Consider the following 13,940-nt stretch of genomic DNA (forward strand, 5'->3'; position numbering starts at 1 on the left):
CGCGCCGTAACGTTAACGGTTAACTGCCGGATCAAAGTTCCCGCAGGACGGGTGCGGCCTTCTGTCCGAGTACCCGCCAGGTGCCGGCAAGGCCGAAACCGACGGTGACAACAAGCGCGACCGCCATCGTAATCAAGGCGACATCCGGCAGGAAGGACGAGGGCAAGGTCATGATCCTGCTGACCACGAACCAGGCTGCGACCCCGCCGGCAAACAGGGCGAAGATGGCGGTCGAAAGACCCAGGATCGCATACTCGTAGCAGAAGGCGCGGATCAACGTCGATCGCGTCGCGCCGAGCGTTTTCAAGACGACGGCATCGTGCGTGCGCGCCCGGTTACCGGCGGCAAGCGCGCCGGCCAGGACCAGAACCGAGGCGACAAGCGCCACAGCAGCGGCCGCGCGAATGGCGGTCGCCAGCTGGCCGACAAGCACGTTGATGATGTCGAGCGCATCCTTGACCCGCACGCTGGTGATCGTCGGGTAGCTGTTGGTAACCGCTTTCAACACCGCGGCTTCCTCGACCGCCGTCGCCTGCGGATCGATGACCGTGGCGATCCAGGCGTGCGGAGCACCGGCGAAGGTATTGGGCGAGAACACCATGACGAAATTGATCGATAGCGATTCCCACTCCACCTTGCGGAAATTGGCGATACGGGCGGTGATGTTGCGGCCAAGGACGTTGACGGTGACGGTATCGCCGATCTTCAACCCGAGTTCGCCTGCCTCCTCGGACGAAAACGACACCAGCGGCTCGCCGGTATAGTCCGGGGCCCACCAGCTTCCCTCCGTCAGCGACGAATTTTCAGGCCGATTCCTGGCATAGGTGATGCCCCGGTCGCCGCGCAGAACCCATTGTCCGCCCGGCGGCACGTTCATTTTGGTGACGTCTTCGCCGTTGAAGGCAAGGATGCGGCCGCGCAGCATCGGCACTTCGATGATCTTGCCACCCGGCAGGCTCTTCTGCAGCAGTGCGCGGAAGCCCTCGACCTCGGCGCTTTGAATGTCGACAAAGAAGAAATTCGGCGCGCGCTCCGGCAGGTTGCCGGTGAGCTCGCGGCGCAGATTGCCGTCGATCAGCGCCAGTGTGACCAGAAGCGCAAGACCGAGGCCGAGCGACAGGACCACCGACGGCGTCAGCGCACCCGGGCGATGGATATTGCCGATCGCAAGACGCAATGCCGGCGAACTGACGCGCGGCGCCCGGCGGGCAAGCACCGCCACAAGGACGGCGACGCCGCGCAGCACGACGAAGGAAAAGGCGATGGCGCCAAGGAACGTCAGCGAAATCGTCCGGTCATAGGCCGTGAAGATTGCAAGGCCGGCAAGGCCGCCGAGGCAGAGTGCGGCGGCAATGAGGTAGGGCCAGGACGGCAGGCGTGAACGTTCAAAACTCTGTTCGCGGAAGAGCGCGGTCGCAGGCACTTCGCGGGCGTGGCCAAGCGGCAGGATGGCAAAGGCGAGCGAGGTCAACAAACCGAACACGGCAGCAAGGCCGAGCGCTGCGGGATAGAGCTGGAAGGCGGTGGAGACCGGCAGCATGCCTGCCAGGAACTGCGCCGCGACAAAGGGGATGAGCGCCCCGAGCACCAGCCCGATGGCAATGCCGATCAGCGCGATCAGCAGGATCTGGATGAGGTAGATGGTTGTCACCATCGAGGCGGGTGCGCCGACGCATTTGAACGTCGCGATGACGCCGCGCTTGGAATCAAGATAGGATCGGACAGCATTGGCAACGCCGACGCCGCCGACGATCAGCGCAGTCAGGCCCACGAGAGTGAGGAACTGCGAAAAGCGGGTAATATTGGCCGTCAGCGCCGGCGCCGCGTTCTGGCTGGTGCGGATCGACCATCCCGCCTGCGGAAATTTCTCCTCGGCCTGTCGGCGCAAGGCCGGCACGCTCGTCGGATCGGCGACCTTTACCTTGTAGACATGCTCGACCAGACTTCCCGTCTGCACCAGGCCGGACGCGGCAAGCGCATCCGCGGACATCAGAAGACGGGGTGCGAAGCCGAAACCGTCGGACAGGGCATCCGGCTCGCGCACGATAAGACCGGATATGCGAATGCGGGCATTGCCCAAAAGGATCTCGTCGCCGGTCTTGATGCCAAGCCGCTCCAGCAGCAGCGGCGCGGCAAGCGCGTGATAGGCGCCATTGGTTTCGGTCAGCATCTCGCCGAGCGGGACAACCGGCTCGCTTTCGAGTTTTCCATAGAGCGGATACGCACCATCGACGGCTTTCAGTTCGACCAGCGCCTGATTGGAGCCATCCGGCCGCCGGGCCATCGAGCGCAGGCCGGAGGATACCGCGACCACGCCCAAACTATCGATGAACGCCTTTTCCTCATCCGTCGCGACGCGATTGTTGAGCTCGAAGCGGATATCGCCGGCAAGCAGCTCCCGGCCCTGGCTGGCGATGGAGCCGGTGATCGACTGCGACAACGAATTGACACCGGCAATCGCCGCTGTTCCGAGCGCAACGCAGGCGAGGAAGATATAAAATCCTTTCAGGCCGCCCCGCATTTCGCGCAGCGCCAGACGGAAGGCAAGCCCGAGACGAAAGCCCTTGGCAGCATCCGCCCTCATGCGGAGAGAGCCTTGGACAGTGCCGCGGAAACCGCTGGCTCGTGACCGGAGCCCGAGACGATCTCGCCGGAGCGGACCCTGACCTGACGCGAGCAGCGGGCGGCAAGCGACGCATCGTGGGTCACAAGCACCAGCGTCATGTTGCGCTCGGCCTGCTTGGAAAAGATCAAGTCAGCGACCTGGCGGCCGGTTTCGGCATCGAGATTGCCGGTCGGCTCGTCGGCGATCAAGAGCTTTGGCGACGGGGCAAGCGCGCGGGCGATGGCCACGCGCTGCTGCTCGCCGCCGGAGAGCTGGCCGGGATAATGCGACAGGCGTTCGCCGAGGCCGACGGAGACGAGCTCCTGCCGGGCGATCTCGAAAGCGTCGCGGACATTGGCAAGTTCGAGCGGCACGGCGACGTTTTCCAGCGCCGTCATATTGGGGATCAGATGGAACGACTGGAAGACGATGCCGATGTTGCGGCCGCGAAATTCCGCCACGCGGTCTTCGCTGAGGCCATGCAGCGCCGTGCCGTCAATGGAGATTTCGCCGCTGTCGAGGCGCTCCAGACCGGCCAGAACCATCAGCAGCGTCGACTTGCCCGAGCCGGACGGACCGACGATGCCGACCGATTCCCCGGCATCGATGGTGAGATCCATGCCCTTCAGCACATGAACGGACGCAGCGGCCTGGCCGAGGGTCAGGTCCGCATTTTTCAGGTCGATCATGGTTTTTGCCAAAGGAAATTGCCCTATATGTATGAATATGAAAGTTGCCGGAGCGGCTGACGTTCACCGATTTAAGGGTGCAGGCATGCAAATAAAAGCTTTTCGTGCGTTTTTGTTCGCGATCACGGCAATTGTGATCATGCCGTTACCGGGGCTGGCGGCGACGCTGAGCCTCGTCGGCTTCGGCGACAGCCTGATGGCCGGCTACCAATTGCCGCCGGGGGATGCCTTTCCCGCCCGTCTGGAAAAGGCCCTGCGCGACAAGGGTTTCGACGTGACGATCAGCAATGCGGGCGTCTCCGGCGACACGACGTCCGGCGGCCTGGCGCGGATCGACTGGTCGGTGCCGGATGGCACAAAAGGCGTCATCCTCGAGCTTGGCGCCAATGACGCCCTGCGCGGCATTGCCCCCGAGGAAAGCCGCAAGAACCTCGTCGCCATGATCGAGAAGCTGAAATCGCGCGGCATCGCCGTCCTGCTGGTCGGCATGATGGCGCCGCCGAACATGGGCGGCGACTATGCCGGGCGGTTCAATCCGATCTATCCGGAGCTTGCCAAGACCTATGGCACAGAGCTCTATCCGTTCTTCCTCGACGGCGTGGTGGAGGATCCAAAACTGAAGATCGAGGACGGTATGCATCCGAACGGCGATGGCGTCGGCGTGATGGTCGAGCGGTTCCTGCCGGTCGCCGAGCGCTTCATCAATTCACTCTCGACCGGCGGCTGAAAATAGGAGAGAACAGAAAATGGGGCTCGTTCAGTCCCTGTTAATGCCATTGGACAAATATTGCAGGTGCGAAATTATAGTTGCTTACGGATGTCAGTCATGATTCGCTGACATAATCTGCAAGAGATTCGGGGAGCTCGTCATGCCGAGACTTTTCACCGCCCTCGAGATTCCGCGTAATGCCGCGATGAGCCTTTCATTGTTGCGTGGTGGACTTCCCGGTGCCCGTTGGATCGATGTGGAGAACTACCACATCACTCTTCGCTTCATCGGCGACGTCGACAACCGCACCGCCGACGAGATCGTCGACCGGCTCGACCGCATCGAACGGCCGGAATTCCAGCTGCAACTGACCGGCACCGGCGCCTTTGGCTCGAAGAAGCCGCATTCCGTCTGGGCCGGCGTCAGCAACCCGCCCGAGCTCTACGCCCTCCAGGCCGAAATCGAGCGCATCTGCCAGCGGCTCGGCCTGCCCGCAGACCCGCGCAAGTTCACACCGCATGTGACGCTCGGCCGGCTGCGCTCATCGCGGGTCGAGGATGTCGTCGGCTATCTTTCCGGACGCGGCGGCTTCTACACCAATCCCTTCACCGTCTCACGCTTCGTGCTTCTGTCGTCGCGCGATTCGATCGGCGGCGGTCCTTATGTCACCGAAGAGGTCTTTCCGCTCTACGAACGCTCCTCGAGCCTGCCGATGAGCGACGAGCAGCCCTCGAAGAGCATGCTGTAGACGGTTTCGAAGCCTTCCGGTCCCTCATAGTAGGGGTCGGGGACATCGCGCTCGACACCCAGCGCATAGTCCAGAAAGAGATGCGGCTTGTGCCGTGCCGCTGGCGGTGCCAGCGCGCGCAGGCTAGCGAGATTGCTCCGGTCCATCGCCAGTATCAGGTCGAAGGCCTCGAAATCGCGGCGATCGACCTTGCGTCCGCGCTGGCCGGCAATATCGATCCCGTGCCGCCTGGCAACGGCGATGGAACGGTGATCCGGCGGATCGCCGACATGCCAGCCGCCCGTACCCGCCGAATCGACATCCACCGGAAAATCACCTGAAACGTGGCGTAAAATGCCCTCGGCCAATGGCGAGCGGCAGATATTGCCGAGACAGACGAAGAGAATTCTGACAGGTTTCATGCTATCCAACAGGCCGGAGAAAAGATTGAACCTATCCCCGGTTGCCGCGTTGTGAAACCGGAATGTCGCCGCCATCGAAAGGGAGGGATCGTCATGAAACAGGAAAAACTCACAGCCGAAGCCGTTGCCGAGAACCTGCACAAGATGGAGGGCTGGGTGCTTTCGGAGGATCATGCGTCGATCTGGAAGGCGTTTCGCTTCAAGAGCTTCGTCGAGGCCTTCGGCTTCATGAGCGAAAGTGCGCTGGCGGCCGAAAAGCTCGGTCACCACCCCGAATGGTTCAATGTCTACAACAAGGTGGACGTGACGCTCACCACCCATGATTCGCAAGGGTTGACCGAACTGGACTTCAAGCTTGCCGCGAAAATGGACCGGGCCGCCGCCGGGCGGATGCCCGATCACATGAAGCAAGCCATTTGAAATAGCTGCGGCGCTCACCATATGATTTTCCATGACGGACGGGACAGACAAGATGGATGACATCAAGATCGGCGAGATTTTGCTGCCTGGCGAGGAAAGCGAGCAGGAGGCAAAGGCCCGCAAGGTGCAGCGCCGCTTCTGGCCGACCCTGAAGCGGGCGATGCGGCAGGTGCCGTTCAGCCGCGACGTCGTTGCCGCCTATTATTGTGCGATGGACCCGACGACACCGATGCGCACGCGCGGCATCCTGCTCGGCGCGCTCGCCTATTTCGTCATGCCGTTCGATTTCATTCCCGACGTTCTGGCGATGGTCGGCTTTTCCGACGATATCGCCGTGCTGACCGCGGCCTTTGCGGCCATCAGCGGCCAGATCAAGGAAAAGCACTACATCAAGGCGGACGAGACGCTGCGCGGCGAAATCCCGGATGGCGCAAACTAAAACCTTGTACCCTAAATGGAGCTATCGACGCCGCCTTCTTCCAGCAGCGTCCGCAGCTTGCCGAAGGCAAGGCGGATACGCGACTTGACCGTTCCAAGCGGCAGGCCGGTGGCCGCCGAAATTTCCGAATGCGACTGGCCGAAGAAAAACGCCATCTTGATCAGCGTTACCTGTTCCACCGGTAATTTCGCCAGCGCAGTCCGCACGATCTGCTCGCGATCCTCGCTTTCAACCAGATCATCAGGCGCCGGCGGCGCTGCCGGCAAAAGCAGCGGCTCGTATGCGTCGAGCGCACCAGCGCGCTGCCGCCGTGCCACATCGATACGGCGGTTACGGGCAATGCGGAAAAGCCACGTCGAAAGCGAGGATTTTTCCGCATTGTAGAGATGGGCTTTCTGCCAGAGGATGACCATCACCTCCTGCACGACCTCTTCGGCCTCCGCCACGCCGGCGTTCTGTCTCATCAGGAAGGATTTGAGCCGCGGCGCGAAAAAGTCGAAGAGTTCCGCAAAAGCGGTCTGGTCACGATTTTGTGCGACGGCCAGAGCAAGCGCGGCGAAATGCTGTCTTGAATCAACATTCATTCCGCTTTTGATGGCCTCCCTGCCCGGTTTTCGCACTATTTCACAACAGGTACAGCGCTTTTGTCAAAGGTCAAACTCTTGCCTGATTCTTTGTGACATAAAACGGATGCCGGGCACGCGTCGGCTGATGGGGCAGTTTCTCAGCAAGCGAAACGTGCAGGGCAGGCGGAATTTGGCATTTTCCAGCCGGTGCCGTTCTCTGGGTTTTCGCACACCACGGTTCAGACAAAGCTTGCAGAAGTTCGGGCGCGTAGCCGCCAGCCTGAAACTTCAGCGGGGTTTGCTTCGCAATCTGTTCCGTATTAAAGCGGGTGGGCATTAAATTCAGGGAATGTTGACGGTTTGGTAACCTGAATTAAGTCAAAATAAATGAAATCGTGACCATGCGTTGCCCGGCTGATGCTGATCGGGCTTTGGGCGCTCAAGAAACCGGCAGGACAAGATGTTTGTAAGAAAGCTCAACCTCGCAATCGCACTCGTGCTGGCATTTGCCGGCGTTGCTTCGGCCCAGTCGCCGACCCGCATTCAGCAGTTCAATGCCTGGGGCGCCTATTCCTATCAGGCCGGCGCCGGCAAGGTCTGCTATGTCCTGTCTGTGCCGAAGGAAAAGAGCCCGGCAAACGTCGATCACGGCGATATCTTCTTCCTGGTGTCGCAGCGCCCCGGCCAGAACATCTCCTACGAGCCGCAGGCGATGATGGGCTATCCGCTGCAGGAAAACTCCAAGGTCACCGTCACCATCGACGCCAAGAACTTCGTGATGTTTACCAAGGGCAATTCCGCATGGGTGGAGAACGCCGCCGAAGAACCGGCGCTCGTCGCCGCGATGAAGACCGGCAAGGCGATGTCTGTGGCCGCCAAGTCGCGCAAGGGCACGCCGACGGCCTATTCCTACTCGCTCTCGGGCATTTCGGCAGCGCTGAAGCAGATCGAGACCTGCAAGTAAGCCGCGGCCCACTCTACAGTTTTTCAAAAGGCCGGTTTGTCCGGCCTTTTGGCGTTAAGGTCTTCGTCTTTTTGCAGATCTGCCCTGACGCGCCGGAGGGTGACGGCGAGTGAAAACCGTGCTAAAGGCCGCGCAACGATGGCTGCGCGGATCGTTCAACGGTCCCGGGATCGCTGGCGATCCCGATGCGCGGCAGACGAACTCTGATCTCAGCATTATACGCATCGGCGGCAAGCAAAAGCGCTTGAACGGACCTTGCGTATCGCACAATGGGAAATGGCGAGCATGGCCGCGACTGAAGCACTCAATCTGGACCGCCCGGTCAAGGCACCCGTCCGCCCGGCGATGTCAGCGGAAAAGCCGACGCTGATCGGTCTTTCGCGCGAGGACATGGGCAAGGCACTGGCTGAGATCGGTGTGCCGGTCAAGCAGGTGAAGATGCGGTCGAGCCAGCTCTGGCACTGGCTCTATGTGCGCGGCGTTTCCGATTTCGATCACATGACCAATGTGTCGAAGGATATGCGCGAGATGCTGAAGCAGCATTTCACCATTGCGCGGCCTGAAATCGTCGAGGAGCAGATCTCGACCGACGGCACCCGCAAATGGCTGCTGCGCTTTCCGCCGCGGGGTGCCGGTCGCCCCGTCGAGATCGAGACCGTCTATATCCCCGAGGAAGGCCGCGGCACGCTCTGCGTTTCCAGCCAGGTCGGATGCACGCTCACCTGTTCCTTCTGTCATACCGGCACCCAGAAGCTGGTGCGCAACCTGACGGCCGAGGAAATCCTGTCGCAGCTGCTGCTGGCCCGCGACCGTCTGGGCGATTTCCCGGACCGCGACACGCCGGCCGGCGCCATCGTGCCGAACGAAGGCCGCAAGGTCACCAACATGGTGATGATGGGCATGGGGGAGCCGCTCTACAATTTCGAGAACGTCAAGACGGCGCTGCTGATCGCCACCGACGGCGATGGCCTGTCGCTGTCGAAGCGCCGCGTCACGCTGTCGACCTCGGGCATCGTTCCGGAAATCTTCCGCACCGGCGAGGAAATCGGCGTCATGCTGGCGATCTCGCTGCATGCGGTGAAGGACGACCTGCGCGACATGCTGGTGCCGATCAACAAGAAATATCCGCTGAAGGACCTGCTCGACGCCTGCCGCAACTATCCCGGCCTTTCGAATGCCCGCCGCATCACCTTCGAATATGTGATGCTCGAAGGCGTCAACGATACGCTGGAAGACGCCAAGGAACTGGTGCGCCTGCTGAAGGGCATTCCGGCCAAGATCAACCTGATCCCGTTCAACCCCTGGCCGGGCACGAACTATCAGTGTTCGAAATGGGAAGAGATCGAGAAATTCGCCGATTTCATCAACGCGGCCGGTTACGCATCGCCGATCCGCACGCCGCGCGGCCGCGACATTCTCGCCGCCTGCGGCCAGCTGAAATCGGATTCCGAGCGCATGCGCAAGGTCGATCGCATGGCATTCGAGGCGATGATGATCGCCAATCATGGCGAGGATTGATCAGCAAATTTGATGAATGCTGGTCTCCAATTCGATTGATTTAAGCTTCCGCCCTTCCTAAGACTGCCCAAAAATCAGTCTTTGGAGGACACCCATGCGCTCACTTCTCGTTGCTCTCGCGGCAACCGTCGCCCTCACGCTGCCCGCGCGGGCGGAAGACGTCACGGTTGCGGTCACAGCCATCGTCGAACATCCGGCGCTCGATGCCGTGCGCGACGGCGTCAAGGAAGCGCTGGCCGCCGCAGGCTACAAGGAAGGCGAGAACCTCACGTTCCTCTACGAATCCGCGCAGGGCAACCCGGCAACCGCAGGCCAGATCGCCCGCCAGTTCGCCGGCGAAGCTCCGAATGTGATCGTTCCGATCTCGACGCCGTCGGCACAGGCCGTGGTCTCCTCGACACGCGACATCCCGGTTGTCTTCACCGCCGTTTCCGATCCGCTCGGCGCGCAGCTGATCAAGGACATGGACAAGCCGGGCGGCAACGTCACCGGCCTTTCCGACCTGTCGCCGGTCGCCGAACATGTGGCGCTGATCAAGGAAATCCTGCCGAACGTGAAGTCGGTCGGCTATCTCTACAATTCCGGCGAGGCAAACTCCGTATCGCTGCTCGCCGTCTTGAAGACGGAAGCCGAGAAGGCCGGCCTGACGGTGGTCGAATCCGCCGCGACGAAGTCCGCTGAAGTACAGGGCGCGGCTCGCGCCCTCGTCGGCCGCGCCGACGTCATCTATATCCCGACCGACAACACGATCATCTCGGCGCTCGAAGGTGCTGTCGCCGTCGCCGAGGAGGCCAAGCTGCCGCTCTTCACGGCCGACACGGACTCCGTTTCGCGCGGCGCGGTCGCTGCTCTCGGCTTCAACTACCATGATGTCGGCAAGCAGACCGGCGACATCGTCGTGCGTGTGCTGAAGGGTGAAAATCCCGGCGATATCGCCGTGAAAATCGCAGCCGGCACCGATCTGGTCATCAACAAGTCGGCCGCGACAAAGATGGGCGTCACCTTTCCGGAAAGCGTTCTTGGCCGCGCCACCCGCGTCATCGAATAATCACGAAGCGTTTTCGACTGGGCAATCCGATTGATTTTGAACCGTCACCGCACCATACGGGGGCGGTTCATCTGTAAAACAGGCCCGTTTCACCTGCCGATATGGCCGGAACGAGCTTGAAGACCAAGGAAGAGGACCGACAGCGGTGAGCCAAATTGCCTTCTGGGGAGCGGTGGAACTGGGGCTCGTCTATGCCTTCGTCGCCATCGGCGTGTTCCTTGCCTTCCGCGTGCTCGATTTTCCCGATCTGACCGTCGACGGCTCGTTTCCGCTCGGCGCTGCCGTTGCCGCGGTGCTGATCATCGCCGGTATCAATCCGTGGCTTGCTTCGGGCGTCGCCATGATCGCCGGGGCTGCCGCCGGCATCGTCACCGCCATCCTCAATGTCCGCTTCCGCATCCTTAACCTGCTCGCATCCATTTTGACGATGATCGCGCTGTTCTCCGTCAATCTGCGCGTCATGGGCAAACCGAATGTGGCGTTGATCAATGCCGACACGATGCTGTCGCCGTTCTATGGCCTGGGCCTGCGGGATTTTTACGTTCGCCCACTGTTCGTCGGGCTTCTGGTCCTCGTCGCCGTTCTCGCCGTCTGGCGCTTTCTTGAAAGTGACGCCGGTCTTGCGATGCGGGCAACCGGCGCCAATGCGCGCATGGCAAGGGCGCAAGGGGTTGAAACCAGCCGCCAGATCTATCTCGGCATGGCGTTGTCCAACGCGCTGGTCGCGCTTGGCGGCGCGCTGTTTGCCCAGACCAACGGCTTTGCCGACGTCACCTCCGGCGTCGGCACCATCGTCGTCGGTCTCGCCGCCGTCATCATCGGCGAAACCCTGCTCGGCAGCCGCGGCATCCTGATCGCGCTGCTCGGCTGCGTGCTCGGCTCGATCCTCTACCGCATCGCCATCCAGCTGGCGCTCTCGACCGATATCCTCGGGCTGCAGGCGTCCGACCTCAATTTCGTCACGGCAGCGCTCGTCACCGTCGCCCTCGTTCTTCCCCGCCTGCGCCGCGGAGGTGCCGCATGATCAAGCTCGACACTATCCAGGTCATTTTCGGCAAGGGAACGCCGCTGCAGAAGCAGGCGCTGAACGGCGTCAGCCTGACCATCGAACAAGGCACCTTCGTCACCGTCATCGGTTCGAACGGCGCCGGCAAATCGACGGTGCTCGGCGTGCTCGCCGGCGACGTCATCCCGACGGCAGGCACGGTGACGATCGGCAGGACCGACGTCACCCGCAAGGGTACCGCAGCCCGCGCCGGTCTTGTCGCCCGCGTCTTCCAGGATCCGCTGGCAGGCAGCTGCGGGGCCTTGTCGATCGAGGAAAACCTGGCGCTTGCTGCACGGCGCGGCGAAAGCCGGGGACTGACGCCCGCACTCGGCCCGAAGCGCCGCGAACATTTTCGCCAACGCATCGCCGAACTCAACCTTGGCCTTGAAAACCGCATGAAGGACCGGATGGACCTCCTCTCGGGCGGCCAACGGCAGGCGGTTTCTCTGGTCATGGCGACGCTCGCTGGCTCAGAGGTGCTGCTGCTCGACGAGCATACGGCCGCACTCGACCCAGGCATGGCCGAATTCATCATGAACCTCACCCAGAAGATCGTTTCCGAGCGCAAGCTGACGGCGCTGATGGTCACGCACTCGATGCGCCAGGCGCTCGATTTCGGTCACCGCACCATCATGTTGCATGCCGGCGAAGTTGTCCTCGACGTCTCCGGCGACAGCCGCAAGACGCTGCAGGTCGAGGACCTCATCGCCATGTTCCGCAAGATTCGCGGCCAGACGCTGGATGACGATGCGCTGCTGATCGGGTAATAACGGCCGCCGTCAATTTGCTCCGATCGACCGTCAAGCATGTCGTGTCATTGATGGAGGTATATGATGTTCTCACGCCGCGTTCTGATCGCCGGTGGACTGTGCGCCGGCGCCGCTGGCCTGATGTTTCCCGTCTTGCGCCCTCGCGCCGAAAGCGGGACTTCTGCTGAAGAATGGGCGGAAAATCTGGTGACGGCGGCCCGGTCCCAGATCGGCGTCACGCTGGTCTACGATCCCTCCTATTCGAAGATCGCTTTCCCGGGCGGCGACGTGCCTCGTTTCAAAGGGGTTTGCACGGATGTTATCGTTCGGGCCTATCGGGACGGCTTGAACCTCGATCTCCAGGCCCTGGTGCACGCCGACATGCGCAGCGCTTTCGGCGCATATCCCAAGAACTGGGGCTTGAAGACCACCGACAGCAACATTGACCACCGGCGCGTGCCGAACCTGCAGACGTTTCTCAAGCGGCAGAATGCAGAACAGCCCATCGGCACGGACGGGCTTTCCTATCTGGCAGGTGACGTGATCACGCAGATGCTGCCTGGCAACAAGCCGCATATCGCCATCGTCAGCGACATGCTGAACGACGACGGGTCGCGGCCGCTGCTGATCCACAATATCGGATGGGGAACGAGGATGGAGGATATCCTCTTTACCTTTTCAATTACCGGGCACTACCGCTATAGCGGCCAGACCGCCTAGCGCGTCTGCGTGAACAGGATCTTTACCGCAAAGATCGAGAACACGCCGGCGAACGTATAGTCGATGCCGCGCATGACGCTTTTGTGGCGCTGCAGCCAGGCAGACAGCCAGTCGGCCGTCAGGATGACCAGCACATTGACCGGCATCGCCGCGACGATGAAGAAGAAGCCGAGGAACAAAAGCTTCTGGGTCACGGCCGGATCGTTGGCGGTGACGAACTGCGGCAGGAAGGTCATGAAGAAGATGATGACCTTGGGGTTGAGCAGATTGACCCAGAGCCCGGTCGAGATATTGGCCAGCGCCGAAGCGCCAGTGTCGTCGACATTCTTGACCGTCAGGGTCGATCCATAACGGATCGCCTGCACCGCCAGCCAGAACAGATAGGCGGCGCCACCGGTTTTCAGGATCATGAAGGCGGTCGGCGAAGCGGTGATCAGCGCCGAGATGCCGAAGGCGACCAGAAGCGTGTGCACGACGCAGCCAAGGCTCGTTCCGACCACTATGAAAAACGCAGCGGCCTTGCCCTGCGACAGCGCCCGGCTGATCGACAGCGTCATGTCAGGGCCTGGCGTCGCCGCCAGAAGCAGCGTCGCGGCGGTGAAAGCCAGGAGGGTCGGCAGGCTGGGCAGGAAATCCATGGTCGGGTCTTTCAGGCAGAATGGAATTCTTGTCTCGATATCACAGCCCATGCTAGATTGCAGCCACGCAATCGGCAGGAATTCCCATGGCATGGAACGCACAGATTGTTTTGGACGACGAACTCGGCGCTTTTATTGACCGTCAGGTTCGCGAGGGGAACTATGCCTCCGCGAATGAAGTCGTGCAGGCCGGGCTACGCCTTCTTCGTGACGATGACGCCAAGCTCGAAGCACTCAGGGCCGCGCTGATCGAGGGCGAGGAATCGGGCGAGCCCGAGGAATTCGATTTCGACGACTTCCTGAAACAGATGCATGGAAAGTATGCCGCCAGATAAGGGCTACAGACTTCTGCCCGCCGCCCGGCTGGATCTGGAAAATATCTGGCGCTACAGTTTCGAAACCTGGTCCTTGCAGCAGGCGGACGATTACCAGCGCCAGTTGGTGGATGCTTTCTCCGCCTTGGCCAACGGCCGGAAAAGAGGCCGAGACTTGCAGGCGATCAGGCCCGGTTATTTCTCAGCAGTCTGTAACTCCCACTGCATTTTCTATCGCAAGACCGAAACCGGAATCCTCGTCGTTCGCATCCTGCATCCGCGAATGGATCCAATGCGACACCTTTGAAACGATCGAAGCGCCATTTCCTGACGCTGCGAGGCTTGCACGCCCCGGCAATCTCGC

At 61.5% G+C, this 13,940-nt stretch carries 17 protein-coding genes; 12 read left to right on the plus strand and 5 right to left on the minus strand.

The window, feature by feature from the left end; all coding sequences use genetic code 11:
* Positions 1-31: 31 nt before the first annotated feature.
* Positions 32-2,584, minus strand: coding sequence for an ABC transporter permease (locus J2Z75_RS10050; RefSeq protein WP_209851361.1), 2,553 nt, complete (start codon positions 2,582-2,584; stop codon positions 32-34).
* A complete protein-coding gene (locus J2Z75_RS10055; protein ID WP_209851364.1) occupies positions 2,581-3,306 on the minus strand; it encodes an ABC transporter ATP-binding protein in 726 nt (241 codons plus the stop codon). The genes J2Z75_RS10050 and J2Z75_RS10055 overlap by 4 nt, the downstream gene beginning before the upstream one ends.
* A gap of 73 nt (positions 3,307-3,379) precedes the next feature.
* On the opposite strand from J2Z75_RS10055, the gene J2Z75_RS10060 reads away from it, so the two are divergent.
* The gene (locus J2Z75_RS10060; RefSeq protein ID WP_209851367.1) at positions 3,380-4,021 is read left to right on the plus strand and encodes an arylesterase; all 642 of its coding nucleotides are present in this window, start codon (positions 3,380-3,382) and stop codon (positions 4,019-4,021) included.
* A 142-nt stretch (positions 4,022-4,163) separates the two neighbouring features.
* The gene (gene thpR / locus J2Z75_RS10065) at positions 4,164-4,751 is read left to right on the plus strand and encodes an RNA 2',3'-cyclic phosphodiesterase (protein ID WP_209851370.1); all 588 of its coding nucleotides are present in this window, start codon (positions 4,164-4,166) and stop codon (positions 4,749-4,751) included.
* Here thpR and J2Z75_RS10070 read toward each other — a convergent pair.
* A complete protein-coding gene (locus J2Z75_RS10070) occupies positions 4,691-5,152 on the minus strand; it encodes a low molecular weight protein-tyrosine-phosphatase (protein ID WP_209851373.1) in 462 nt (153 codons plus the stop codon). The two genes, thpR and J2Z75_RS10070, sit on opposite strands and share 61 nt — an antisense overlap.
* Before the next feature lie 93 nt (positions 5,153-5,245).
* Here J2Z75_RS10070 and J2Z75_RS10075 point away from each other — a divergent pair, with 93 nt between their 5' ends.
* Both J2Z75_RS10075 and J2Z75_RS10080 read left to right on the plus strand, forming a co-directional pair.
* Positions 5,246-5,572, plus strand: a complete 327-nt coding sequence (locus J2Z75_RS10075; protein WP_209851377.1) for a 4a-hydroxytetrahydrobiopterin dehydratase — start codon at positions 5,246-5,248, stop codon at positions 5,570-5,572.
* Positions 5,573-5,624: 52 nt separating this feature from the next.
* Positions 5,625-6,011, plus strand: a complete 387-nt coding sequence (locus J2Z75_RS10080) for a YkvA family protein (protein WP_209851380.1) — start codon at positions 5,625-5,627, stop codon at positions 6,009-6,011.
* An 11-nt stretch (positions 6,012-6,022) separates the two neighbouring features.
* On the opposite strand, the gene J2Z75_RS10085 is transcribed toward J2Z75_RS10080, so the two are convergent.
* Positions 6,023-6,595 carry a sigma-70 family RNA polymerase sigma factor gene (locus tag J2Z75_RS10085; protein WP_209851383.1) on the minus strand — a complete coding sequence of 191 codons (573 nt, stop codon included), beginning with the start codon at positions 6,593-6,595 and terminating at the stop codon, positions 6,023-6,025.
* A gap of 442 nt (positions 6,596-7,037) precedes the next feature.
* On the opposite strand from J2Z75_RS10085, the gene J2Z75_RS10090 reads away from it, so the two are divergent.
* The 6 genes from J2Z75_RS10090 to J2Z75_RS10115 all read left to right on the plus strand — a co-directional run bounded on the left by J2Z75_RS10090 (position 7,038) and on the right by J2Z75_RS10115 (position 12,624).
* Positions 7,038-7,541, plus strand: coding sequence for an invasion associated locus B family protein (locus J2Z75_RS10090; protein ID WP_209851387.1), 504 nt, complete (start codon positions 7,038-7,040; stop codon positions 7,539-7,541).
* A 345-nt stretch (positions 7,542-7,886) separates the two neighbouring features.
* Positions 7,887-9,059: a 23S rRNA (adenine(2503)-C(2))-methyltransferase RlmN gene (gene rlmN / locus J2Z75_RS10095; RefSeq protein WP_407692758.1), complete on the plus strand. Its 1,173-nt coding sequence runs from the start codon at positions 7,887-7,889 to the stop codon at positions 9,057-9,059.
* A 94-nt stretch (positions 9,060-9,153) separates the two neighbouring features.
* Positions 9,154-10,107: an ABC transporter substrate-binding protein gene (locus J2Z75_RS10100; RefSeq protein ID WP_209851393.1), complete on the plus strand. Its 954-nt coding sequence runs from the start codon at positions 9,154-9,156 to the stop codon at positions 10,105-10,107.
* 145 nt (positions 10,108-10,252) lie between these two features.
* Complete coding sequence (locus J2Z75_RS10105; RefSeq protein WP_209851396.1) at positions 10,253-11,131, plus strand: ABC transporter permease; 879 nt, start codon at positions 10,253-10,255, stop codon at positions 11,129-11,131.
* Positions 11,128-11,922 carry an ABC transporter ATP-binding protein gene (locus J2Z75_RS10110; protein ID WP_209851398.1) on the plus strand — a complete coding sequence of 265 codons (795 nt, stop codon included), beginning with the start codon at positions 11,128-11,130 and terminating at the stop codon, positions 11,920-11,922. The genes J2Z75_RS10105 and J2Z75_RS10110 overlap by 4 nt, the downstream gene beginning before the upstream one ends.
* Positions 11,923-11,988: 66 nt before the next feature.
* The gene (locus J2Z75_RS10115; RefSeq protein WP_209851401.1) at positions 11,989-12,624 is read left to right on the plus strand and encodes a DUF1287 domain-containing protein; all 636 of its coding nucleotides are present in this window, start codon (positions 11,989-11,991) and stop codon (positions 12,622-12,624) included.
* Here the strand turns inward: J2Z75_RS10115 and J2Z75_RS10120 are convergent.
* Positions 12,621-13,262: a LysE family translocator gene (locus J2Z75_RS10120; protein ID WP_209851404.1), complete on the minus strand. Its 642-nt coding sequence runs from the start codon at positions 13,260-13,262 to the stop codon at positions 12,621-12,623. The two genes, J2Z75_RS10115 and J2Z75_RS10120, sit on opposite strands and share 4 nt — an antisense overlap.
* Positions 13,263-13,348: 86 nt before the next feature.
* On the opposite strand from J2Z75_RS10120, the gene J2Z75_RS10125 reads away from it, so the two are divergent.
* Both J2Z75_RS10125 and J2Z75_RS10130 read left to right on the plus strand, forming a co-directional pair.
* Positions 13,349-13,597: a type II toxin-antitoxin system ParD family antitoxin gene (locus J2Z75_RS10125; RefSeq protein ID WP_209851407.1), complete on the plus strand. Its 249-nt coding sequence runs from the start codon at positions 13,349-13,351 to the stop codon at positions 13,595-13,597.
* A complete protein-coding gene (locus tag J2Z75_RS10130; RefSeq protein WP_234937266.1) occupies positions 13,575-13,883 on the plus strand; it encodes a type II toxin-antitoxin system RelE/ParE family toxin in 309 nt (102 codons plus the stop codon). Before J2Z75_RS10125 ends, J2Z75_RS10130 begins: the two co-directional genes overlap by 23 nt.
* Positions 13,884-13,940 lie beyond the last annotated feature (57 nt).

The organism is Rhizobium herbae (assembly GCF_017873135.1).
GTDB lineage: Bacteria > Pseudomonadota > Alphaproteobacteria > Rhizobiales > Rhizobiaceae > Pararhizobium > Pararhizobium herbae.

Coding starts and splice junctions, on each gene's coding strand:
- J2Z75_RS10125 (WP_209851407.1), top strand. CDS start 13,349: ATGGCATGGAACGCACAGATTGTTTTGGACGACGAACTCGGCGCTTTT.
- J2Z75_RS10075 (WP_209851377.1), top strand. CDS start 5,246: ATGAAACAGGAAAAACTCACAGCCGAAGCCGTTGCCGAGAACCTGCAC.
- rlmN (WP_407692758.1), top strand. CDS start 7,887: ATGTCAGCGGAAAAGCCGACGCTGATCGGTCTTTCGCGCGAGGACATG.
- J2Z75_RS10050 (WP_209851361.1), bottom strand. CDS start 2,584: ATGAGGGCGGATGCTGCCAAGGGCTTTCGTCTCGGGCTTGCCTTCCGT.
- J2Z75_RS10130 (WP_234937266.1), top strand. CDS start 13,575: ATGGAAAGTATGCCGCCAGATAAGGGCTACAGACTTCTGCCCGCCGCC.
- J2Z75_RS10100 (WP_209851393.1), top strand. CDS start 9,154: ATGCGCTCACTTCTCGTTGCTCTCGCGGCAACCGTCGCCCTCACGCTG.
- J2Z75_RS10115 (WP_209851401.1), top strand. CDS start 11,989: ATGTTCTCACGCCGCGTTCTGATCGCCGGTGGACTGTGCGCCGGCGCC.
- J2Z75_RS10060 (WP_209851367.1), top strand. CDS start 3,380: ATGCAAATAAAAGCTTTTCGTGCGTTTTTGTTCGCGATCACGGCAATT.
- J2Z75_RS10090 (WP_209851387.1), top strand. CDS start 7,038: ATGTTTGTAAGAAAGCTCAACCTCGCAATCGCACTCGTGCTGGCATTT.
- J2Z75_RS10080 (WP_209851380.1), top strand. CDS start 5,625: ATGGATGACATCAAGATCGGCGAGATTTTGCTGCCTGGCGAGGAAAGC.
- J2Z75_RS10085 (WP_209851383.1), bottom strand. CDS start 6,595: ATGAATGTTGATTCAAGACAGCATTTCGCCGCGCTTGCTCTGGCCGTC.
- thpR (WP_209851370.1), top strand. CDS start 4,164: ATGCCGAGACTTTTCACCGCCCTCGAGATTCCGCGTAATGCCGCGATG.
- J2Z75_RS10070 (WP_209851373.1), bottom strand. CDS start 5,152: ATGAAACCTGTCAGAATTCTCTTCGTCTGTCTCGGCAATATCTGCCGC.
- J2Z75_RS10110 (WP_209851398.1), top strand. CDS start 11,128: ATGATCAAGCTCGACACTATCCAGGTCATTTTCGGCAAGGGAACGCCG.
- J2Z75_RS10120 (WP_209851404.1), bottom strand. CDS start 13,262: ATGGATTTCCTGCCCAGCCTGCCGACCCTCCTGGCTTTCACCGCCGCG.